A 21,276-nucleotide genomic window follows, 5' to 3' on the forward strand; every position below is an offset into this window, starting at 1 on the left:
ACTTCGAGACAAGGATGGAAGTCAGGAGTGTAGTCAGGCTTATTCGATGTCGCCTTGATCCGCCTCAGGTGGCAGCTCCGGCAGGGCCCGCAGGGCGGTTTCATACCATTCGGTGTTGAACGGACGGTCTTCGTCGAGCATGGCGTCGATTTCGATGGCCAGCACATGGGCCATGAGATTGAGGATGTCCTCGCGCTCGTAGCCGACCAGGGTCAGCTTGTTGAAGGTGGCCTTGGCCGCCGCGGGTTCGCCGCTTTCGATCTGGTTCTCGATGGCCTGGGTGAGGGTAGCCTCGGTGAAGGCTTCTTCGTCGTTGCCGTCGATCTCGTCGTGCTCGCTCATGGCGGTACTCCTGTGGTGAAGCGCATAGTGTGCCATGTCTGGGTTGGCAATGCCCGGCCATCAACGCCGAGCATGCCACTGGTCAAGGGCCGGGCAGGGGGCTATAACAGCCGGGCCAACCCCATACGGCCTTGGAGGCTGTCTCAATGCTCAAGCTTCATGGATTCGCAGTCAGCAACTACTACAACATGGTCAAGCTGGCCTTGCTGGAGAAGGGCGTGCCCTTCGAGGAGGTGCCGTTCTACGGCGGTCAGTTGCCTCAAGCCCTGGCCATCAGCCCTCGCGGCAAGGTTCCGGTGCTGGAGACCGAGCACGGTTTCATCAGCGAGACCGGAGTCATCCTCGACTACATCGAGCAGACCCAGCCGGGCAAGGCGCTGCTGCCGGCCGATGCCTTCGGGCAGGCCAAGGTGCGCGAGCTGCTGCGGGAAATCGAGCTGTATATCGAGCTGCCGGCGCGTACCTGCTACGCCGAGGCGTTCTTCGGCGCGGCGGTCGAACCGCTGATCAAGGAGCGGGCGCGGGCGGACCTGTTGGCGGGCTTCGCCACCCTCAAGCGCAACGGGCAGTTCCAGCCATACGTGGCCGGTGAGCAACTGACCATCGCCGACCTGATGTTCTGCTTCTCGGTCGACCTGGCCTGCGCGGTGGGCAAGAAGGTGCTCAATATCGACTTCCTGGCGGATTTCCCGCAAGCGAAGGCGCTGTTGCAGTTGCTGGGCGAGAACCCGCACATGGCGCGGATCGTGGCGGACAAGGATGCGGCGATGCCGGCGTTCCTGGAAATGATCAAGAGCAAGCGCTGACTGGCGTCGGGGCCTTTTGCTGGCAAGCCGGCTCCCACGGATACAGCGAAGCGCTGAGGGCTGTGTGATCGGAGTGGGAGCCGGCTTGCCGGCGAAAGGGCCGCAAAGCGGCCCCTGACTGCTTAGCGAGAAGCCAGCAAGGCCTTGCCGCGCGCGACGGCCGCGCGCACCTGGGCCGGCGCGGTGCCGCCGATGTGGTTGCGGGCGTTGACCGAACCTTCCAGGGTCAGTACGGCGAACACGTCCTGCTCGATCTGGTCGCTGAACTGGCGCAGTTCGTCCAGGCTCATCTCGGCCAGGTCCTTGCCGGTATCGACACCGTACTTCACCGCATGGCCGACGATCTCGTGGCAATCACGGAACGGCAGGCCGCGGCGCACCAGGTAGTCGGCCAGGTCCGTGGCGGTGGAGAAGCCGCGCAGGGCCGCTTCGCGCATGATCGCGTGCTTGGGCTTGATCGCCGGGATCATGTCGGCAAAGGCACGCAGTGAGTCGCGCAGGGTGTCGGCGGCGTCGAACAGCGGCTCTTTATCTTCCTGGTTGTCCTTGTTGTAGGCCAGCGGCTGGCCTTTCATCAGGGTCAGCAGGCCGGTCAGGGCGCCGAACACGCGGCCGCTCTTGCCGCGCACCAGCTCCGGCACGTCTGGGTTCTTCTTCTGCGGCATGATCGAGCTGCCGGTGCAGAAACGATCAGGCAGGTCGACGAACTGGAACTGGGCGCTAGTCCACAGCACCAGCTCTTCGGAGAAGCGCGACAGGTGCATCATCGCGATGCTCGCCGCCGAGCAGAATTCGATGGCGAAGTCGCGGTCCGAGACGCTGTCCAGCGAGTTGCCGCCCACGGCCTCGAAGCCCAGCAGCTTGCAGGTCAGTTCGCGGTCGATCGGGTAGGTGGTGCCGGCCAGGGCGGCGCTGCCCAGGGGCATGCGGTTGGCGCGCTTGCGGCAGTCCACCAGGCGCTCGTAGTCACGGCTGAGCATCTCGAACCAGGCCAGCAGGTGGTGGCCGAAGGTCACCGGCTGCGCGGTCTGCAGGTGGGTGAAGCCGGGCATGATGGTCTCGGCCTCGCGCTCGGCCTGCTCCAGCAGGCCCTGCTGCAGGCGGGTGATCTCGGCCAGGATCAGGTCGATCTCGTCGCGCAGCCACAGGCGGATGTCGGTGGCCACCTGGTCGTTGCGGCTGCGGCCGGTGTGCAGCTTCTTGCCGGTGATACCGATGCGGTCGGTCAGGCGCGCTTCGATGTTCATGTGCACGTCTTCGAGGTCGACGCGCCAGTCGAAGGAGCCGGCCTCGATTTCGCCCTGGATGGTCTTCAGGCCATCGATGATGGTGTCGCGCTCGGCATCGGTGAGGACGCCGACCTGCGCCAGCATGGTGGCGTGGGCGATCGAACCCATGATGTCGTGGCGGTACAGGCGCTTGTCGAAATCGACCGAGGCGGTGAAGCGGGCGACGAAGGCGTCGACGGGCTCACTGAAGCGGCCGCCCCAGGACTGATTGGTCTTGTCGGTGCTCATGGATTCACTCGTTGAAGGCGTGAACGGAAAAAGTGCGCCGATCATAGCAGGGTTGCGCCCGCCGCCGCAGGGCGCTGGTCGCGAGAATCGTCCCGTTACAAGGGGGGGCGGCATATTCAACGATTGAACGGCAGTGTTCCACGGAGCGTCTACAGTTGGACAAAGGACTGGCGGTGAATCTGCCAGACCAGTGAATCTTTGGCCTTCGCACCGGTCTGTAGCGTGACCGCGTTTCGGTCGCCCCACACTTGTCTACGCTATACCCGTGCGAGACTCACTCAGGAATCCAGCGCAATTATGAATGTCCTGATCGTTGATGATGAACCCCTGGCCCGCGAGCGCCTGAGCCGGCTGCTTGGCGAGCTGGAGGGGTACACCGTGATGGAGCCCAGCGCCACCAACGGCGAGGAGGCCCTGACCCTGATCGAAAGCCTCAAGCCCGATGTGGTGCTGCTGGATATCGGCATGCCGGGCCTCGATGGCCTGCAGGTCGCCGCCCGGCTGTGCGAACGCGAGTCGCCGCCGGCGGTGGTGTTCTGCACCGGCGACGATGAGTACGGCAGCGAAGCTTTCAGGGACAGCACCCTGAGCCATGTCGACAAGCCCATCCAGCCGCAGGCCCTGCGCGACGCCCTGCGCCGGGCAGAAAAACCCAACCGGGCCCAACTGGCCGCGCTGACCCGCCCCGCCAGCGATGCCGGTGGTGGCCCGCGCAGCCATATCAGTGCCCGTACCCGCAAAGGCATCGAGTTGATCCCCATTCCCCAGGTCATCTACTTCATCGCCGACCACAAGTACGTCACCCTGCGCCATGAGGCGGGCGAAGTGCTGCTTGACGAGCCGCTCAAGGCCCTGGAGGACGAGTTTGGCGAGCGTTTCGTGCGCATCCACCGCAACGCGCTGGTTGCCCGTGAGCGCATCGAGCGCCTGCAGCGCACGCCGCTGGGGCATTTCCAGCTCTATCTCAAGGGCCTGGACGGCGACGCCCTGACCGTCAGCCGCCGCCATGTGGCGGGGGTGCGCAAGATGATGCAGTCCTTGCACTGAATACCTGTTCGTAGCGTGGGAGCGGGCTTGCCCCGCGATGAGGTGTTGCCCGCCATCGCAATCGCGGGTCATGCCCGCTCCCGCGTGGCGCTTTGCTGATCTGAATCTGCGGGCACACCCAGAGGAGCTGTTATCATCGACCGCATTTCTCTGGATCGGTGCGCTTCATGTCCACTCGCGAAATCCGCATTGCCACCCGTAAAAGTGCCTTGGCCCTGTGGCAGGCCGAATACGTCAAAGCCCGCCTGGAGCAGGCGCATCCTGGTCTTCTGGTGACCCTGGTGCCGATGGTCAGCCGCGGCGACAAGCTGCTCGACGCGCCGCTGGCGAAGATCGGCGGCAAGGGCCTGTTCGTCAAGGAGCTGGAAACCGCCCTGCTCGACAACGAGGCCGACATCGCCGTGCACTCGATGAAGGACGTCCCCATGGACTTCCCCGAGGGCCTGGGCCTGTACTGCATCTGCGAGCGTGAAGACCCGCGCGACGCCTTCGTTTCCAACACCTTCGCCAGCCTCGAGGCCTTGCCGGCCGGCAGCATCGTCGGCACTTCCAGCCTGCGCCGCCAGGCCCAGTTGCTGGCGCGCCGGCCCGACCTCGAGATCCGTTTCCTGCGCGGCAACGTCAACACCCGCCTGGCCAAGCTCGATGCCGGCGAGTACGACGCCATCATCCTCGCCGCCGCCGGCCTGATTCGCCTCGGCTTCGAGGACCGCATCACTGCCTCCATCAGCGTCGATGACAGCCTGCCGGCGGGCGGCCAGGGCGCGGTGGGCATCGAATGCCGCAGCGCCGACGCCCAGATCCATGCCTTGCTGGCGCCGTTGCACCATGCCGACACCGCCGATCGGGTGGTGGCCGAGCGCGCCCTGAACAAGCGCCTCAATGGCGGCTGCCAGGTGCCGATCGCCTGCTACGCGGTGCTCGAAGGCGAGCAGCTGTGGCTGCGCGGCCTGGTTGGCCAGCCCTCCGGCGGCACCTTGCTGGTGGCCGAGGCCCGGGCGCCGCGTGCCGATGCCGAGCGCCTGGGTGTGCAGGTCGCTGAAGACCTGCTCGGGCAGGGGGCCGAGGCGATCCTCAAGGAAGTCTACGGCGAGGCCGGCCACCCGTGAGCCCCTGGCGCCTGCTGCTGACCCGCCCTGAAGAGGACTGTGCGGCGCTGGCGCAGACCCTGGCCGACGCGGGCATCGCCAGCGCCAGCCTGCCGTTGCTGGTGATCGAGGCGATCGCGCCGGCCCCTGAGCAGTTGCAGCGCCTGCGGGCGATCGCCGAGGCCCACGCCATCATCGTGGTCAGCAAACCGGCGGCCCGCCTGCTGCTGGAGCAACTCGCCCAAGCGGGAGTGACGCCGCCGTTCGCCGGCTGGTTCACGGTGGGCGAGGCAACCGCGCGGATCCTTCAGGAGCGCCGGTTGCAGGTGGCCTTCCCGGCTGTCGGCGACAACAGCGAAGCCTTGCTCGCATTGCCCGCCCTGCGCGAGGCTATCGCCGTGTCGGCACCCCGCGTCCTTATCGTGCGCGGCGTCGGAGGTCGTGAACTGCTGGCCGAGCGTCTTGCCGAGCAAGGTGCTAGTGTCGATTATCTGGAATTGTATCGCCGCTGCCTGCCGCACTACCCTGCCACGACCCTCGCCCAGCGCATCGATGGGGAACGCCTCAATGGCTTGGTGGTCAGCAGTGGGCAGGGTCTGGAACACTTGCAGCGACTGGCGGGTGCGGATTGGCCGCGGTTTTCCCGCTTGCCGCTGTTCGTGCCCAGCCCCCGGGTGGCCGAGCAGGCCCGAGCGCTCGGGGCGAAAGACATTGTGGATTGCCGTGGCGCCAGCGCCGCGGCCTTGCTGGCAGCCGTGCAGCGAACCGCTGCGCCTGCCCCTTAAGGCGCTAAGCTAGAGAGCTATGCGCCACCATGCAAAGGATGGATACGTGAGCGAAACTGTCTTGTCCAACACTGAACAGCCCGCGGCGCCCGAGGCGCCGCAATCCGCCACCGCCAAGCCCGCCCGACGCTCCGGCAACGGCCTGGCGCTGCTGGCCCTGCTGCTGGGCGCCGCCGGCGTCGCGGTCGGCGGCTGGAGCGTCTGGCAGGTCCGTCAGCTGCAAGGCAGCGAGCAAGGCCAGGGCGAACACCTGCAAGCCCTCAATCAACGCGCCGACGCGCTGCAGCAGCGCGAGCAGCAGCTCAGCGCGCAGCTGGCCAGCTTGCCGGCAGCCAGTGAGCTGGAAGACCGCCGGCGCCTTGTGGCGCAATTGCAGGGCGACCAGCAGCGCCTGAGCCAGCGCCTGGAAACCGTGCTCGGCGAAAGCCGCAAGGAGTGGCGCCTGGCCGAGGCCGAGCACCTGTTGCGCCTGGCCACCCTGCGCCTGTCGGCGCTGCAGGACATCACCAGCGCCAAGGCGCTGGTCGAAGGTGCCGATGAGATCCTCCGCGAGCAGAGCGACCCGGGCGCCTTCGCCGCCCGCGAGCAACTGGCCCGCAGCCTGGCGACGCTGTCCAGCACCGAGCAGCCGGATCGCACTGGGCTGTTCCTCAAGCTCGCCGCGCAGCGTGAACTGGTGCAGCAGCTCAGCGCCCAGTCGCCGGAGTTCGACAGCAAAGCCGACGCCATGGGCGCGCTGACCGCCGATGGCGACGGCGCCAGCCGCTGGTCGCAGTGGTGGGCGGAGATCTCCAAGTACTTCCAGATCGAGTTCAATGCCGACGACAACGTCCGCCCGCTGCTGTCCGGGCAGTCGCTCAACCAGCTGCGCCTGGCCCTGAGCCTGACCATCGAGCAGGCGCAATGGGCGGCGCTCAACGGCGAGGCCAAGGTCTATGCCCAGGCCCTGGACGACGCGCGCAGCGTGTTGCTGGCCAACTTCAACCCGGACAACCCGCAAAGCAAGGCGATGCTCGACAGCTTCAACCAGCTGGCCGAACAGCCGGTGTCGGTGGTCACGCCTGACCTGAGCGAGAGCCTGGCCGCGGTGCAGGCCTACATCCAGCGTCGCCACCTACCGGCCGCCGCCGAGGGGGCCAAGCCATGAAGCGAGTGTACCTGCTGGCGGTGCTGGCGATCGTCGTTGCCGCGGCGCTGGGCATCGCGATTGCCAAGCATAGCGGCTACGTGCTGATCGCCTACGGCGGCTTCCGCTATCAGTCCGGGCTGTGGGCGGCGCTCGGCGCGCTGGTTGGCATCATCGTGCTGCTGTTGCTGCTGCGTTACCTGGTCGGCCTGGTGCTGACCTCGTCCGGGGTGGTCAACCCGTGGTCGCGGCGCAACCGCAGCCGCCGTACCCGGATCGCCGTCGAACAAGGCCAGCTGGACCTGGCCGAGGGGCGCTGGGCGAGTGCCCAGCGCCACTTGCAGCGTGCCGCCGAGTCCGACCGCCAGCCACTGCTCTACTACCTCGGTGCCGCTCGCGCCGCCAACGAACTGGGACGGGTGGAGGAGCGTGACAACCTGCTCGAACGCGCCCTGGAGCGCCAGCCCCAGGCGGAGCTCGCCGTTGCCCTGACCCATGCCCAGTTGCAGATGGACCGGGGCGAGAGCGAGGGTGCGCTGGAGGCCCTGCAGGCGATGCAGGAGCGTCACCCGCACAATGCCCAGGTGTTGCGCCTGCTGCAGCGCCTGCACTTGGAGCGCGGTGACTGGCCGGCGTTGATCCGCCTGCTGCCGGACTTGCGCAAGCACAAGGTGCTGCCCGCGGCGGAGCTTGCCGACCTGGAGCAGCGCGCCTGGGGCCAGAACCTGGGCCTGGCGGCGACCCGTGGCGAGGATCCGCAGACGGCGCGCCAGGCGCTCGAGCGCGCCTGGCAACAGCTGACCAATGCTCAGCGTCAAGAGCCGCAACTGGTGTCTGCCTATGCCGAACAGCTGCGTCAGGTCGGTGCCCAGGGCGAGGCCGAGCAGGTGCTTCGCGGCGCGCTCAAGCGCGGCTACGAAAGCCACCTGGCACGCCTGTACGGGCTGGTGCGCGGCGACGATCCGGCGCGCCAGTTGCAGACGGCCGAAGGCTGGCTGAAGGAGCATCCGCAGGACCCGAGCCTGCTGCTCACCCTCGGCCGGCTGAGCCTGCAGAACCGCTTGTGGGGCAAGGCGCGTGATTATCTGGAGAGCAGTCTGCGCATGGAGCGCAATCCGGAAACCTGCGCCGAGCTGGCACGCTTGCTGGCCGGGCTTGGTGAGACCGAGCGCAGCAATCAGCTGTTCCAGGAGGGCCTGGGGCTGCTGGATGAGCGCCTGCTGGCGTTGCCGCTGCCGGAGGGTGTTCGGGCCTGAGGGCTCAGTGGCCACGTGACGTACTGTTGCGCATCGCGGGCATGCCTGCCGGTGCAGGTGCGATGTTTTGCCAGCGGCGTGTTGCATTTTCTGATGAGCGATGACTCAAGACGCGCCCTCTGCGGGGAGGGCGTTGAATCTTCCTTCCTTCGCGTCGGAATATTCCCACGCTCCACAAAAATGATTCTCTAGCCATTCAGCGACTTGTCTGCACTGTAGCGCCTTGATACAAAGCGCTCCTTTCCTCTACCGTTTCAAACCACTTCCTTCATTTTCGGATCACATCTACCCATGTCGCTGGCCTGCTTGCGCAGCTCGTTCCTTCCCGCCTTCCTGGCCGCCGTAGTGGTGCTGGTTGCGTCGTTCCGTCTCGAGAACGTGGTTGGCCTGGATCCCTGCGCGTTGTGTTTCAGCCAGCGCCTGATGCTGGGCTGTTTTGCGCTGACCTGCCTGGTCGCCACGCTACACACCGGCGCCCGCCGCTGGCATGCCCGGCTGGCGCTGCTGTTCGCGTCGGCTGGCGCCTTGCTGGCGGGGCGGCATGTCTGGCTGCAGGCCGAGCCGCTGCCGGTCAGCGGTTGCCACCTGCCCCTGGCGCACCTGGTCGAACGCCCGTGGAGCGAGATTCTGCAGGCGTTCCTGCTGGGCAGCCCGGACTGCGTGTCGGTCAACTGGAGCTTCCTCGATCTGACCCTGCCGGAATGGAGCCTGCTGGCCTTCCTGTTGCTGGCGGCGGTGCCGTTGTCGTGGCTGGTGCTGTATCGATTACGCCAGGACGCGGCGGGTTGATCCACGGCAATGCACCGGGCATTGCGCGACCAGCGGTGGCCGGCAACGGGATTAAACGCTTGTATGAACTTTGTCTGCTGCGTACCTTGAAGGGCAGGTCGCGCGGGAATAATCTCGCAGCACGCTTACCGAAAATACAACTGCTCGATGCCGTTTGCTGACGTCACCTTTGTGCCACGGTGTTGTGTCGCGAGGTGCAGCGGCATCTACCCAGAAGGGAAGAGATCGCCATGCTCGATAGTTGCCAGAACGCCCAGGAACGCTGGGGCGGTGTTCACAAGCTGATCGATCGTTGGCTGGAGGAGCGCCAGGAACTGGTGCAGGCCTTCCGCGCGTTGCGCGATGCCAAGCCGGCCTTTGCCGACAAGCACCACAACGGCGGATTCTGCGAGGTCCTCGTCGACTACGTCTCGGCGTGGCACTTCGAGGTGTGCGAACAGCTCATCAGCGAGGCCAAGGCTTTTGGCGACGAGCGTGCGCTGGAGCTGGCCGAGGAAATCAACCCGCGGATCAACGACATCACCCAGATCGCCCTGGCCTTCAACGACCACTGCGCCAAGGGCGAATGCACCGACACCGAACGCTTCGCGGAAAAGCTGGGCAAGCTCGGAAGCCTGTTGCACGAGCGTTTCGAGCTGGAAGACTGCCTGATCGAAGTGCTGCACAACGCCCACAAGCAAGAGGACGCGGTGCAGGCCTGATTCAGTCGGCCACGTCCAGCAGTTCGATCTCGAACACCAGTGGGGTATAGGGTGCGATCAGGTCACCCGCACCGTCGGCGCCGTAGGCTTGCGCCGACGGGATCACCAGGCGCCATTTCGCCCCCGCCTTCATGCGTGGCAGCGCCACCTGCCAGCCCTCGATCACCGAGTCCAGCTTGAACCATTGCGGTTGCAGGTTCTGGTCGAACACCGTGCCATCCGGCAATTTCCCTACATAGCGCACCTGCACGCGACCGCTGGCCTTGGGTTGTGCGCCGCTGCCGCTGGCCAGCTCGCTGTAGAGGATGCCCTCAGGCAGTTCGCGTACCCCGGCCTTGGCCCGTTCGCCGGCGATGAAGCGTTTTTCCGCTTCCACCAGCTTGTCCACCTGGGCCTGTTCGGCGGCGGCGTTGGCTTGCGTCTCGTGCTGTTCGAGGATGGCCTGCATGCGTGACTTGGCAATGCGGGGCGGCTGGCCCTGATAGGCCTGGCGCAGGCCTTCGACCAGGGCGTCGAGCTGCAGGCCGGGGACTTCCTGGCGCAGGCGCTCGCCCAGGCTGGCACCGAGGCTGTAGGCCAGGTCGCTGTCGTTGGCGGGGGCGGTTTCGGCGTTGGCCAGGGCGAGTGGCATCACCAGGCACAGGCCCAGAGTCAGATAACGAGGCATGAACGGTTCCTGCGGCAAAGAGCGCAAAGTATGCCAGCGTTGTTGGGCGAAGATGTGTAAATATCGGCAGTGCACTAATGGGCAACTACACTTGTTTCCAGCTGCAAGACAACAACTTTGCCCAGGCATGCAACGCGGCGCTACTGAGACTGTCAACATGCCCTAGCGGCGGTAGCAGCAGAAGCATAGTATGAGCCGCACTCTCGTCAGCCAGGAGGTAAACCATGTCGGCCAAGAAGAAAGCAGTCAGTACGCCGTTGCACCTGCTCCAGCAACTTTCCGGTAGCTTGCTCGAACATTTGGAAGATGCCTGCTCCCAAGCGCTGGCGGATGCCGAGAAACTGTTGGCCAAGTTGGAAAAACAACGTGGCAAGGCCCAAGAGAAACTGCACAACGCTCGTTTGAAGTTGCAGGACGCCGCCAAGGCCGGTAAAGCCAAGGCTCAGGGCAAGGCGCAAAAAGTCGCCGGAGAACTTGAGGACTTGCTCGATTCGCTCAAGGATCGCCAAGCGCAAACCCGTACTTATATCCAGCAACTCAAGCGCGATGCCCAGGAAAGCCTGAAGCTGGCCCAGGGTGTCGGCAAGGTGCGTGAGGCCGCCGCCAAGGCCTTGGACTCGCGTACTGCGGCACCGAAAGCCGCCGCGAAAGCTGCAGCCAAACCAGCGGCCAAGCCTGCTGCCGCCAAGGCACCGGCGAGGACTGCTGCCGCTAAACCTGCCGCCAAGCCAGCGGCCAAACCGGCTGCCGCCAAGGCACCGGCGAGGACTGCAGCCGCAAAACCTGCCGCCAAGCCAGCGGCCAAACCGGCTGCTGCCAAGGCCCCGGCGAAGACTGCAGCCGCCAAACCTGCCGCCAAGTCAGTGGCCAAACCGGCTGCCGCCAAGGCCCCGGCGAAGACTGCAGCCGCGAAACCTGCCGCCAAGCCAGCGGCCAAGCCAGCTGCCGCCAAGGCCCCGGCGAAGACCGCCGCCGCGAAACCTGCTGCCAAGCCAGCGGCTAAACCAGCTGCCGCCAAGGCACCGGCAAAGGCCGCTGCAGCCAAATCAGCGGCCAAGCCAGCTGCCGCCAAGGCCCCGGCCAAGCCAGCAGCGGCCAAGCCCGCCGCCAAACCTGCAGCCAAGCCAGCAGCCAAACCGGCCGCTGCCAAGGCTCCGGCCAAGCCTGTAGCCAGCAAGCCAGCCGAAAACCAGCCAGCCACGCCGACCGCCAGCACCACCCCGGCGCCTGCGAACAGCGCGGCCACGCCTGCGGCAACCGCCACACCGGCTCAGTCGTCGACTTCGGCGTCCTGAAGCTCACGGGCCGCGGCGCGCAGTTGATGCAGCGCGTCGTGGTCCCGGGCCTGGTCCGGCGCCAGCCGGGTCAGCCAGTCCTGCGCGGCGCCCGCTTGCGCAGGCCACTCGTGCGCCAACGCCTCCAGGCGCTCCAACAAGGTGCGTTCAGCCTGCAACTCCAGCGCCTTCACCTGCTCACGCATCACGCTCAGTCGTGGGTCGGCCAGCGCCTGCTCGCGCCATTGCCGGCGTAGCATGCATAGCGGCGTCACCACGTCGCGTTGCCAGGGGCCGGCAAGGGCCTTCAAGGCGGTAATCCTTTGTTCATCGGCGGCCACGCCGCGGGTCTGCAACCAGGTGCCGCAGAGCAGCAGGCAGACATCGCCGCCCAGTTCCTGGAGGGCCAGGCTGGCGGCTTCGACGCCTGGCCGGGCATACAAGGCCAGGGCGTGATTCCACAGGTCGGTGTGCATGGTTTCACTCGCGCCAGTGATCGGCGAAGCTGGTAGACTCCGCGACCATCATGATCAGACTATCGAACCTCACTTTACAGCGTGGTCCCCAGCGCCTGCTAGAAGGCGCCGAGATGACCCTGCACACCGGTCACAAGGCCGGCCTGATCGGCGCCAACGGCGCCGGTAAATCCAGCCTGTTCGCCCTGCTGCGCGGTGAGCTTTCGCCCGATGCCGGCGATTGCCTGCTGCCCGGCGACTGGCGCATCGCCCACATGCGCCAGGAGGTCGACACCCTTGACCGCATCGCCGTGGACTATGTGCTCGACGGCGACGCCCGCCTGCGCAAGGTGCAGGCGGAGCTGGCCGCCGCCGAGCAGGCACACGACGGCACCGCCCTGGCGCGCCTGCACAGTGAGCTGGACAGCGCCGACGGCTACACCGCCGATGCCCGCGCGCGCAAGCTGCTGGCCGGCCTGGGCTTTACCAACGAGCAGATGGACCGCCGCGTCGGCGACTTCTCCGGTGGCTGGCGAATGCGCCTGAACCTGGCCCAGGCACTGATGTGCCCGTCCGACCTGCTGCTGCTCGACGAGCCCACCAACCACCTGGACCTCGATGCCATCCTCTGGCTGGAAGAGTGGCTCAAGGGCTACCCGGGCACGCTGCTGCTGATCTCCCACGACCGTGATTTCCTCGATGCAGTGGTCGACCATGTGCTGCATGTCGAGCAGCGCAAGCTCAATCTCTACAAGGGCGGCTACAGCGCCTTCGAGCGCACCCGCGCCGAACGCCTGGCGCAGCAGCAGCAGGCCTACGAGAAGCAGCAGGCGCAGCGCGCGCACATGGAAAAGTACATCGCCCGCTTCAAGGCCCAGGCCACCAAGGCCCGCCAGGCACAGAGCCGGATCAAGGCCCTGGAGCGCATGGAGGAGCTGTCGGCGGCCCATGTCGATTCGCCGTTCGACTTTGTCTTCCGCGAGTCGGAGAAGATTTCCAGCCCGTTGCTCGACCTGTCCGAAGGCCGCCTGGGCTATGGCGACAAGGCCATCCTCGAGAAGGTCAAGCTGCAACTGGCGCCGGGTGCGCGGATCGGCCTGCTCGGCCCCAACGGCGCGGGCAAGTCGACCCTGATCAAGAACCTCGCCGGCGAGCTTCAGCCGCTGTCCGGGCGCCTGGTGCGCGGCGAGAACCTCGCCGTCGGCTATTTCGCCCAGCACCAACTCGACTCGCTGGACGACAAGGCCAGTCCGCTGCTGCACCTACAGCGCATCGCCCCGGGCGAGCGCGAGCAGACCCTGCGCGACTTTCTCGGCGGCTTCGATTTCCACGGCAACCGTGTCGACGAGCCGGTGGTGAATTTCTCCGGTGGCGAGAAGGCCCGCCTGGCCCTGGCGTTGATCGCCTGGGAGCGGCCGAACCTGCTGCTGCTCGACGAACCGACCAACCACCTCGACCTTGAGATGCGCCTGGCGTTGACCATGGCCCTGCAGGAGTTCGCCGGTGCCGTGGTGGTGGTGTCCCACGACCGTCACCTGCTCAAGAGCACCACCAACGACTTCCTGCTGGTGGCCGACGGCAAGGTCGACACCTTCGACGGCGACCTGGACGACTACAGCCGCTGGCTGGTCGAGTACCGCCAACGCAACGCGCCGGTGAGCAGCGCGCCCGCGAACCCGGACAAGACCGACAAGAAGGCCCAGCGCCAGGCCGCTGCGGCCCTGCGTCAGCAGTTGGCACCGCACAAGAAGGCGGCCGACAAGCTGGAGGCCGAACTCAACCAGGTGCACCAGCAACTGGCCGAGATCGAGACGACGTTGGGCGACAGCGGTCTGTACGAGGCCACGCGCAAGGATGAGCTGCGCGACTTGCTGGCCCGTCAGACCAAGCTCAAGCAACGCGAAGGCGAGCTTGAGGAAGCCTGGATGGAAGCCCTGGAAACGCTGGAAAGCATGCAGGCCGAGCTCGAGGCGCTGTCCTGATGGATGCGCTGCGTTCGCTGCTGCCGGGGCAGTGGATGGACTCGTTCTGGCTGGGGCTGCAGATCCTGCTGATCCTGATCGCCGCCTTCGTCCTGCAGCGCATGGTCGCGCGCGGCCTGCGCAGCCTGGGCGAGCGCTACCCGTTGCCGCACGAGCTGATGGTGCCGGTGCGCGGCGCCCTGCGCTGGCTGATCATGGGCAGCGCGCTGCTGTTCGTGCTCGAGCGCATGGGGGTGTCCGCCACGGTGCTGTGGACGGCATTGTCGGGCTTCGTCGCGGTGGCGGCGGTGGCGTTCTTCGCCATCTGGAGCGTGCTGTCCAACCTGCTGTGCGCGGTGCTGATCTTCACCGTCGGACCGTTTCGCATTGGCGATGTGGTCGAGCTGGTCGATACCCTCGACAAGCCGGGGGTGAAAGGCCGGGTGATCGCCATCAACCTGCTGTACACCACGCTGATGGAAACGCCGGAAGCCGGTGGAGCGCTGGTGCAGGTGCCGAACAGCCAGTTCTTCCAGAAGGCCGTGCGGCGTTGGCGTGGCACTGAAGCCGCCGTGGCGGCCAAGCCTGAGGCGATGGAAACCGACTGAAGCCGCAGAATTGTCTGGTTATTTTTTCGCCAACACCTTAGCTTAGCGGTTTGCAAAAGCTGTTAGAGCGAGGTGTGCGATGTCGATGGAAACGTGGTTGGCCTTCTTTGCCGCGTGCTGGGTGATCAGCCTGTCGCCGGGCGCCGGGGCAATCGCCTCGATGTCCAGTGGGCTGCAGTACGGCTTCTGGCGTGGTTACTGGAACGCCCTGGGCCTGCAATTGGGCCTGATCGTGCAGATCGCCATCATCGCCGCCGGTGTTGGCGCCATCCTCGCCGCGTCGGCCACCGCCTTCCAGGTCATCAAGTGGTTCGGCGTCGCCTACCTCGTCTACCTCGCCTACAAGCAATGGCAAGCCCTGCCGATGGACATGAGCGACGAGTCCGGCGTACGACCGATCGGCAAGCCGCTGAGCCTGGTGTTCCGCGGCTTCCTGGTCAACGTCAGCAACCCCAAGGCGCTGGTGTTCATGCTGGCGGTGCTGCCGCAGTTCATCAACCCGCACGAGGCGCTGTTGCCGCAGTATGTGGCGATCACCGTGACCATGATCAGTGTCGACATGCTGGTGATGGCTGGATATACCGGGCTGGCTTCGCGGGTGCTGCGCCTGCTGCGCACGCCGAAGCAGCAGAAGCGCCTGAACCGTACCTTTGCCGGGCTGTTCATCGGTGCGGCGACGTTCCTCGCTACCTTGCGTCGCGCGCCGCTTTGACGCGTGATGGGGCCTCCCAGAGGCCCCATCAGCGCTGCTTGTCCACCAGCCCCTTGAGCAGATCCACCGGCAGCGGAAACACGATGGTCGAGCTCTTGTCCCCGGCGATCGACCCCAGCGTCTGCATGTAGCGCAGCTGCATCGCCCCCGGCTCCTTGCCCAGCATCTGCGCGGCCTGCATCAGCTTCTCCGAGGCCTGCAGCTCGCCTTCGGCATGGATCACCTTGGCCCGTCGTTCGCGCTCGGCCTCGGCCTGGCGGGCGATGGCGCGGACCATCGACTCGTTGAGGTCGACATGCTTGATCTCGACGTTGGCCACCTTGATGCCCCAGGCGTCGGTCTGCGCGTCCAGCACCTCGCGGATATCCGAATTCAACTGCTCGCGCTCGGCCAGCAGTTCGTCCAGCTCGTGCTTGCCGAGCACGGCGCGCAGGGTGGTCTGGGCCAGCTGGCTGGTGGCGGTGAGGAAGTTCTCGACCTGGATGATCGCCTTCTGCGGGTCGAGCACGCGAAAGTACAGCACGGCATTGACCTTGACCGAGACGTTGTCGCGGGTGATCACGTCCTGGGAGGGCACGTCGAGCACCACGGTGCGCAGGTCGACCCGGACCATCTGCTGGATGCCGGGAATCAGGATGATCAGCCCCGGGCCCTTGACCTGCCAGAAGCGCCCGAGCTGGAACACCACGCCGCGCTCGTACTCGCGCAGGATGCGCAGGGCCGAGAGCAGCAGTATGCCCAGCAGCACCAGCACGGCGCTGAATCCGAATTGCATGAACATCGTCTACTCTCCTTGCGCCGTGGGCGCAGTGGCGCTGACTTCCAGCGTCACGCCATGACGGGCGGTCACCCGCACGTGCTGGCCCGGCTGCAGCGGTGTCGCGCACTGCGCCTGCCACTGTTCGCCCTGGGCCTGTACCGAGCCGCAGAACGGGTTGTCCGCGCGTACCTGGGTCACCGTCACCAGGCTGCCCACCAGCCCGGCATCGCCGCTGACCAGGGCGCGTCGGCGCGCCTTCAGCGCCATGCCCAGCACGCCGCCGAGCAACAGCGCCGACAACACTGCCAGGCTGACGATCAGCGTCAGCGGAATGCCAAAGCCAGGGGCGTCGGTGTCCATCAGGATCACCGCGCCGACCACGAAGGCGACGATGCCGCCGAAGCCGATCACCCCGAAACTGGGCAGGAACGCCTCGGCGACCATGAACGCCACACCGAGCAGGATCAACGCCACCCCGGCGTGGCTCACCGGCAGCAGTTGCAGGGCGTACAGCGCCAGCAGCAGGCAGATGCCGCCGACCACGCCGCCGACTCCGGAGCCTGGGTTCATGAATTCGAACAGCAGGCCGTACACGCCGATCATGATCAGGATCAGCGCCACGCTGGGGTTGGTGATCACCGCCAGCAGGCGAGTGCGCCAGTCCGGCAGGTGCTCCACTACATTGGCGCCGGCGGTCTGCAGTGATGCTGGCTGGCCGGCGACGGTCAGCGTCCGGCCATCGAGCTGGCGCAGCAGGTCGGGCAGGTCAGCGGCGACCAGGTCGATCACCTTCAGCCGCTGGGCTTCGCTGGTCGACAGGCTGACCGCCTCGCGCACGGCCTTCTCCGCCCAGTCGGCGTTGCGCCCGCGCAGTTGCGCCAGGCCACGGATGTAGGCCGCGGCGTCGTTGACCTGTTTACGGGCGAGGGTGTCCTGCTCGCTGTTCGCGGCGGGCTTTTCGTCCTTGCCGGGTGCGCCGATCTGTACCGGCGTCGCCGCGCCCAGGTTGGTTCCCGGGGCCATGGCCGCCACGTGGCTGGCATAGAGGATGTACGTGCCGGCGCTGGCCGCCCTGGCGCCGCCCGGGGCGACGTAGGTGGCCACCGGCAGCGTGCTTGCGAGAATGGCCTTGATGATCTGGCGCATGGCGCTGTCGAGCCCGCCGGGAGTGTCGAGGCGGATGACCACCAGTTGCGCGCCCTGGGCCTGCGCCTGGTCCAGCCCGCGCAGGAGGTAGTCGGCGCTGGCCGGACCGATGGCGTCGTCGACGCTCAGCAGCCACACGTTGGCACCGGGCGCGGCCTGGCCGCCCGGGGCGAAGCCCAGAATCAGCAGCAACAGCAGCACGCGCCAGCGCCGGGCGATCACCTGTCGTCACCTCATGCGGACCTGTCCTTGAAGTTTAGTCGTGGCTGCCGGGCCACGGCCTAAACTTGAGGGTGGGGGCAAAACCGGAGGTGCATCATGCGTATGGCCAAGACCCTTCAGCAGCGCCTGGACCAGGCCAACTGCGACTACGACATCATTCCCCATCCCCATTCGGCCACCAGCCTGGAGTCGGCGCGCACGGCCGGCGTACCCGCCGAGCGGGTCGCCAAGTCGGTGATGCTCGATGACCGCCATGGCAACTACATCATGGCCGTGCTGCCGGCCAACCGGCATCTGGACATGACCGAAGTGCGCATGACCGGCGCCTGGCAGCTGACCCGCGAAAGCAACCTGCCGAGCCTGTTCGGCGATTGCGAACGCGGCGCCATCCCGGCCCTGGGCGATGCCTACAACATTCCCATGCTGCTCGACCGGACCCTTACCCGCCAAGGTGATGTCTACCTCGAGGCAGGTGACCACGATCACCTTATCCACATGAGCATGGAGCAATACTTGAAACTGGTGCCGCACGCCGAAGTGCGCGAACTGAGCTGATGCTCGCAACCCACGCCGGGCTGGCGTCGTGGACGACCGGCCCGGCCATAGGAGTGAATCATGGAAGCGCCGATCCACAAGTTTTCCGAACTGTTCAAGCAACTGGGCCTGCCGGACGATGCGCTGGGCATCGACCAGTTCATCACCAGTCATTCGCCGCTCAAGGGGGATGTGAAGCTGGTGGATGCGCCGTTCTGGAACGAGTCCCAGCGCTCGTTCCTCAGGGACAGCATCCTTGAAGATGCCGATTGGGCGGAGCTGTTCGACCAACTCAACGAGGCGCTGCGCCGTCCCCGCCAATAAAGCGCCGAGCGGCACCTGATGGGTGATCGGGGCGTTGCTATGCTCAGGGAAAACAAGAGGGGATGGCGCAATGAAAGATCCCTACGCACCAGGTTTCTGGTGCACCGTGACGATCCTGGGCACCCTGACCGCCGGCTACTTCTACGGTATCCGGCACACCCACACGATGAACCAGGCCGTGCAGTTTCTCTATGCCGCCGCCGCCGTGACCGCGGCGGTGGCGTTGTGCGGGCTGGCGTGGATCGCCTGGCAGCAGCTGCACCTGAACAGGCGCGAAGTCGCCCAGGGACGAACGTTGCTGACCATCTGGAACACCAAGGTCGCCCTGCGCCGGGTCGAGACGGTGTTCGACCGCTATTTCTGGGGCAGCTACTGGCACTCCGGACGCACCTTCGAGGAGGTGATGGGCGAGCTCAAGGGCACGCCGCTGGAGCAGAGCCTGGACGCCCTCAAGCGCCAGTGCCGGGAACTCGACCGGGAAGTGCACGACCACCACCATCACTGGCTGGCCAATGCCCGCGACCTGTCCAGCGTGGCCACGGCCATGGCCCGCGAGCGCTACCAGCTGGACCTGTGCGACGCGCCGGCCCGTGATGGCGGCAACACCGCCGTGCTCAACAGGGATCTGGAAGTGCTGGTGTACACCTGGTCGGCGCGCCTGCGCAGCTTCGACCATCAGCTGGACGAGCTGGAGCGCGCCTATCACTGAGCAGGGTCATTCACCGCGGATGTACTGCTCCAGTTGCAGGATCAGGTTGGCCTGTTCGGCGATGGTTTCCTTCACCAGGTCGCCGATAGACAGCAGCCCGAGCAGCTTGCCCTCATGCACCACCGGCAGGTGGCGCAGGTGGCGGTTGGTCATCAGGTTCATGCAGTACTCGAGATTCTGCTTGGGTTCAACCGTGACCACCGGAGAACTCATGATGTCGCGTACCGGCGTGGCCGCCGAGGAGCGACCCTTGAGCACCAGCTTGCGGGCGTAGTCGCGTTCGCTGACGATTCCCACTACCTGGCCATGCTCCATCACCGGCAGGGCGCCGACGTTCTTCTCCGCCAGCAACTTCAAGGCATCCAACACCGAGTCGTCAGGGTTGATGGTGTAGACGGTGTGGTGCTGGGACTTGGCTTTGAGGATTTGTTCGACGTTCTTCATACGGGCCTCTGTGGGTGCAAATGCGACGTGTCGGAGTAAATAAAGCATCCGGCACGGCGCTCTGCACGGCAATGCAGGAAACGGCATCGAGGTGATTGAAAAACGTCATCGCGGCAAGGGGCCGCAACGCGGCCCCGAGTGGGTCATCAGAGCTTCGGCATCTGCCCGATCCGCGCCACCATCTCGCTGACGACCTGCAGGTCGAGCATGAACTGCTCCACGGTCTTGAACTCGTTGTCGTTGTGCCCGGTGTACTTGACGTCCGGCATGGCCAGGCCGAACTGCACGCCGTTGGGCAGGTCGTGCACCGAGGTGGCGCCGGCGGAGGTGCCGTACTCGTGCTTCATGCCCAGGTTCTCGCTGGCCACGGCCAGCAGGGCCTTGACCCATTCGCCCTCGGGGTTGCGGTACATCGGCTCATCGAGGGTGTAGTCGAACGCCACCGGGGTCTTGCTCTTGGCCTTCCACGCATCGAGCTTGCCGGCGATCTCGCGCTTGAGGGTGTCGAGCGACTTGCCTTTGGGAATGCGCAGGTTGACGGCCAACTTCAGCGCCTTGTCATCCAGGCCGACGAAGGTCAACGAGGTGGTCAGCGGGCCCATGAAGTCGTCCTTGAAACCGACGCCGAGTTTGTTGCCCAGGTAGTCCAGGCCCCAGTTGTCGGCGGCGTAGCGAGCGGCGTCGGTGATGTGGTTGTGCTTGAGCGGCACGTCCTTGCCCAGGCCGTTGAGGAAGTCGAGCATGCGCGCCACCGGGTTGACCCCGGACTCGGGCTCGGAGGAGTGCGCCGACACGCCGGTCACGGTGAGCAGCACCTGCTTGCCGTCGACCTTGGCGTCGATGCTGAAGTCGCCGCCATGGCGTTTGACGTAGGCCGCGCCGGCCTTGTTCAGCGCCTTGGCCAGGTCGGCCGGCTTATCGCCGGTCAATGTCGCCACCGAGCTGCCGGGGATCTGGTTGGTGGCCAGGCCGCCGGTGAGGTTGATCACCTCGGCGCCTTTGCCGTCACCGGCACGCTTGGCGAAGGTGGCCATGACGGTGCCATAGCCTTTCTCGGCGATTACCACCGGGTAGCCGCCGTCCAGCGCCAGGTTGTAGTCGGGGGTGGCGTTGCGTTCAAAGTAATAAGGGATGGCGTCGCCGGTGGTTTCCTCGGTGGTGTCCACCAGCAGCTTGAACTGGCGCGCCAGCGGCAGCTTCTCGTCCTTGGCCACCTTCAGCGCGTACAGCGCGACGACGATGCCGTTCTTGTCGTCCTCGGTGCCGCGGCCGTACATGCGGTCGCCCACCAGGGTGACCTTGAACGGGTCGAGCTTGGTGCCGTCCTTGAGCTTCCAGTTGTCCGGAGTGACCGGTACCACGTCGGCGTGGGCGTGGATGCCGATCACTTCCTTGCCTTCACCGAGGGTGATCTCGTAGACGCGGTTGTCGATGTTGCGGAACGTCAGGCCGAAGCCCTCGGCCAGGGCCTTGATCTTGTCGGCGATCTTGATGAACTCAGGATTCTCGTGCTGCGGTACACCGTCCTTGCGAACGGTCGGGATCTCCACCAGCTCGCGCAGGGTTTCCTTGGCGGCCTTGCCGTACTTGATGCGGGTGTACAGGCCCAGCAGGCGGCTGATCTCGTCCTGCTGTTCGGCGCTCAACGGCTTGCCGGCCAGGTACAGCTTGAGGGTTTCGTCCAGCTTGTCGGCCTTGGCCAGGTCGCTGCCGGCCAGCTTGCCGAGGAACTGCTTGAAGTCGGCCGGGTCGCTGCCGTCGTAGGCCTTGATGATGGCGGCGGACTGCTGCTGGGAGAGGTTGGCCTGGGCCGGGATCGAGAACATGGCCACGCTGGCCAGCAGGAGCGATGCGGCGGATAGCTTGGTATATGGCATGGGGGTGCGCATTCCTTTGCAGGGGTGGAGGGTGACCGTTTACGCAAACGGAAGATGCCCACGCTATCACCAATGACCACCGGCACGGGAGAGGTGGCAATGTGCTTTTCTGCACAAACGTGCAAG

General features: G+C 65.9%; 23 protein-coding genes. 15 read left to right on the forward strand and 8 right to left on the reverse strand.

Annotated features, from left to right (window positions below):
* Positions 1 to 39: 39 nt before the first annotated feature.
* Positions 40 to 342: a hypothetical protein gene (locus K5H97_RS01055; RefSeq protein ID WP_028688611.1), complete on the reverse strand. Its 303-nt coding sequence runs from the start codon at positions 340 to 342 to the stop codon at positions 40 to 42.
* A 146-nt stretch (positions 343 to 488) separates the two neighbouring features.
* Here K5H97_RS01055 and K5H97_RS01060 point away from each other — a divergent pair, with 146 nt between their 5' ends.
* Positions 489 to 1,148 carry a glutathione S-transferase gene (locus K5H97_RS01060; RefSeq protein ID WP_028688610.1) on the forward strand — a complete coding sequence of 220 codons (660 nt, stop codon included), beginning with the start codon at positions 489 to 491 and terminating at the stop codon, positions 1,146 to 1,148.
* A 122-nt stretch (positions 1,149 to 1,270) separates the two neighbouring features.
* Here the strand turns inward: K5H97_RS01060 and argH are convergent, their stop codons facing one another.
* Positions 1,271 to 2,665 carry an argininosuccinate lyase gene (argH, locus tag K5H97_RS01065; RefSeq protein WP_028688609.1) on the reverse strand — a complete coding sequence of 465 codons (1,395 nt, stop codon included), beginning with the start codon at positions 2,663 to 2,665 and terminating at the stop codon, positions 1,271 to 1,273.
* Between the two features lie 297 nt (positions 2,666 to 2,962).
* Here argH and K5H97_RS01070 point away from each other — a divergent pair, with 297 nt between their 5' ends.
* The 7 genes from K5H97_RS01070 (at position 2,963) to K5H97_RS01100 (ending at position 9,457) form a co-directional block, all read left to right on the forward strand.
* Positions 2,963 to 3,712, forward strand: a complete 750-nt coding sequence (locus K5H97_RS01070; RefSeq protein WP_028688608.1) for a LytR/AlgR family response regulator transcription factor — start codon at positions 2,963 to 2,965, stop codon at positions 3,710 to 3,712.
* A gap of 167 nt (positions 3,713 to 3,879) precedes the next feature.
* Positions 3,880 to 4,821, forward strand: coding sequence for a hydroxymethylbilane synthase (hemC, locus tag K5H97_RS01075; RefSeq protein ID WP_028688607.1), 942 nt, complete (start codon positions 3,880 to 3,882; stop codon positions 4,819 to 4,821).
* A complete protein-coding gene (locus tag K5H97_RS01080) occupies positions 4,818 to 5,585 on the forward strand; it encodes a uroporphyrinogen-III synthase (protein ID WP_028688606.1) in 768 nt (255 codons plus the stop codon). The genes hemC and K5H97_RS01080 overlap by 4 nt, the downstream gene beginning before the upstream one ends.
* Positions 5,586 to 5,631: 46 nt before the next feature.
* Entirely contained in the window at positions 5,632 to 6,732 is a 1,101-nt protein-coding gene (locus K5H97_RS01085; RefSeq protein WP_028688605.1) for a uroporphyrinogen-III C-methyltransferase, read from the forward strand.
* Complete coding sequence (locus K5H97_RS01090; RefSeq protein ID WP_028688604.1) at positions 6,729 to 7,967, forward strand: heme biosynthesis protein HemY; 1,239 nt, start codon at positions 6,729 to 6,731, stop codon at positions 7,965 to 7,967. The genes K5H97_RS01085 and K5H97_RS01090 overlap by 4 nt, the downstream gene beginning before the upstream one ends.
* 291 nt (positions 7,968 to 8,258) lie before the next feature.
* On the forward strand, positions 8,259 to 8,756 hold the full coding sequence (locus tag K5H97_RS01095; RefSeq protein WP_028688603.1) for a disulfide bond formation protein B: 498 nt from the start codon (positions 8,259 to 8,261) through the stop codon (positions 8,754 to 8,756).
* Between the two features lie 230 nt (positions 8,757 to 8,986).
* Entirely contained in the window at positions 8,987 to 9,457 is a 471-nt protein-coding gene (locus K5H97_RS01100; protein ID WP_028688602.1) for an Rsd/AlgQ family anti-sigma factor, read from the forward strand.
* A 1-nt stretch (position 9,458) separates the two neighbouring features.
* On the opposite strand, the gene K5H97_RS01105 is transcribed toward K5H97_RS01100, so the two are convergent.
* Positions 9,459 to 10,124, reverse strand: coding sequence for an FKBP-type peptidyl-prolyl cis-trans isomerase (locus tag K5H97_RS01105; RefSeq protein WP_028688601.1), 666 nt, complete (start codon positions 10,122 to 10,124; stop codon positions 9,459 to 9,461).
* Positions 10,125 to 10,348: 224 nt separating this feature from the next.
* On the opposite strand from K5H97_RS01105, the gene K5H97_RS01110 reads away from it, so the two are divergent.
* Positions 10,349 to 11,419, forward strand: coding sequence for an AlgP family protein (locus K5H97_RS01110; protein WP_028688600.1), 1,071 nt, complete (start codon positions 10,349 to 10,351; stop codon positions 11,417 to 11,419).
* Here K5H97_RS01110 and K5H97_RS01115 read toward each other — a convergent pair.
* Positions 11,395 to 11,874 carry a TIGR02444 family protein gene (locus tag K5H97_RS01115; protein WP_028688599.1) on the reverse strand — a complete coding sequence of 160 codons (480 nt, stop codon included), beginning with the start codon at positions 11,872 to 11,874 and terminating at the stop codon, positions 11,395 to 11,397. The genes K5H97_RS01110 and K5H97_RS01115 overlap by 25 nt on opposite strands.
* A gap of 50 nt (positions 11,875 to 11,924) precedes the next feature.
* On the opposite strand from K5H97_RS01115, the gene K5H97_RS01120 reads away from it, so the two are divergent.
* The 3 genes from K5H97_RS01120 (at position 11,925) to K5H97_RS01130 (ending at position 15,134) form a co-directional block, all read left to right on the forward strand.
* A complete protein-coding gene (locus K5H97_RS01120; RefSeq protein WP_028688598.1) occupies positions 11,925 to 13,835 on the forward strand; it encodes an ATP-binding cassette domain-containing protein in 1,911 nt (636 codons plus the stop codon).
* Entirely contained in the window at positions 13,835 to 14,422 is a 588-nt protein-coding gene (locus tag K5H97_RS01125) for a mechanosensitive ion channel family protein (protein WP_028688597.1), read from the forward strand. Before K5H97_RS01120 ends, K5H97_RS01125 begins: the two co-directional genes overlap by 1 nt.
* Before the next feature lie 79 nt (positions 14,423 to 14,501).
* On the forward strand, positions 14,502 to 15,134 hold the full coding sequence (locus K5H97_RS01130) for a LysE family transporter (protein ID WP_028688596.1): 633 nt from the start codon (positions 14,502 to 14,504) through the stop codon (positions 15,132 to 15,134).
* Positions 15,135 to 15,162: 28 nt separating this feature from the next.
* Here the strand turns inward: K5H97_RS01130 and K5H97_RS01135 are convergent, their stop codons facing one another.
* On the reverse strand, positions 15,163 to 15,915 hold the full coding sequence (locus K5H97_RS01135) for a slipin family protein (RefSeq protein ID WP_028688595.1): 753 nt from the start codon (positions 15,913 to 15,915) through the stop codon (positions 15,163 to 15,165).
* Positions 15,916 to 15,918: 3 nt separating this feature from the next.
* Positions 15,919 to 17,262: an NfeD family protein gene (locus tag K5H97_RS01140; protein WP_028688594.1), complete on the reverse strand. Its 1,344-nt coding sequence runs from the start codon at positions 17,260 to 17,262 to the stop codon at positions 15,919 to 15,921.
* Positions 17,263 to 17,358: 96 nt separating this feature from the next.
* Here K5H97_RS01140 and K5H97_RS01145 point away from each other — a divergent pair, with 96 nt between their 5' ends.
* The 3 genes from K5H97_RS01145 to K5H97_RS01155 all read left to right on the forward strand — a co-directional run bounded on the left by K5H97_RS01145 (position 17,359) and on the right by K5H97_RS01155 (position 18,829).
* Complete coding sequence (locus K5H97_RS01145) at positions 17,359 to 17,817, forward strand: aminoacyl-tRNA deacylase (protein ID WP_028688593.1); 459 nt, start codon at positions 17,359 to 17,361, stop codon at positions 17,815 to 17,817.
* Between the two features lie 60 nt (positions 17,818 to 17,877).
* Positions 17,878 to 18,120 carry a DUF2789 domain-containing protein gene (locus K5H97_RS01150; RefSeq protein WP_028688592.1) on the forward strand — a complete coding sequence of 81 codons (243 nt, stop codon included), beginning with the start codon at positions 17,878 to 17,880 and terminating at the stop codon, positions 18,118 to 18,120.
* Positions 18,121 to 18,190: 70 nt separating this feature from the next.
* The gene (locus K5H97_RS01155; RefSeq protein WP_028688591.1) at positions 18,191 to 18,829 is read left to right on the forward strand and encodes a hypothetical protein; all 639 of its coding nucleotides are present in this window, start codon (positions 18,191 to 18,193) and stop codon (positions 18,827 to 18,829) included.
* A 6-nt stretch (positions 18,830 to 18,835) separates the two neighbouring features.
* Here the strand turns inward: K5H97_RS01155 and K5H97_RS01160 are convergent, their stop codons facing one another.
* Together K5H97_RS01160 and K5H97_RS01165 are read right to left on the reverse strand one after the other, a co-directional pair.
* A complete protein-coding gene (locus tag K5H97_RS01160; RefSeq protein WP_028688590.1) occupies positions 18,836 to 19,273 on the reverse strand; it encodes a CBS domain-containing protein in 438 nt (145 codons plus the stop codon).
* 146 nt (positions 19,274 to 19,419) lie between these two features.
* Positions 19,420 to 21,150 (reverse strand): dipeptidase, encoded by a 1,731-nt coding sequence (locus K5H97_RS01165; protein ID WP_028688589.1) that lies wholly within the window; start codon positions 21,148 to 21,150, stop codon positions 19,420 to 19,422.
* Between the last annotated feature and the right edge of the window lie 126 nt (positions 21,151 to 21,276).

The organism is Pseudomonas mosselii, from assembly GCF_019823065.1.
Classification (GTDB): Bacteria; Pseudomonadota; Gammaproteobacteria; order Pseudomonadales; family Pseudomonadaceae; genus Aquipseudomonas; species Aquipseudomonas mosselii.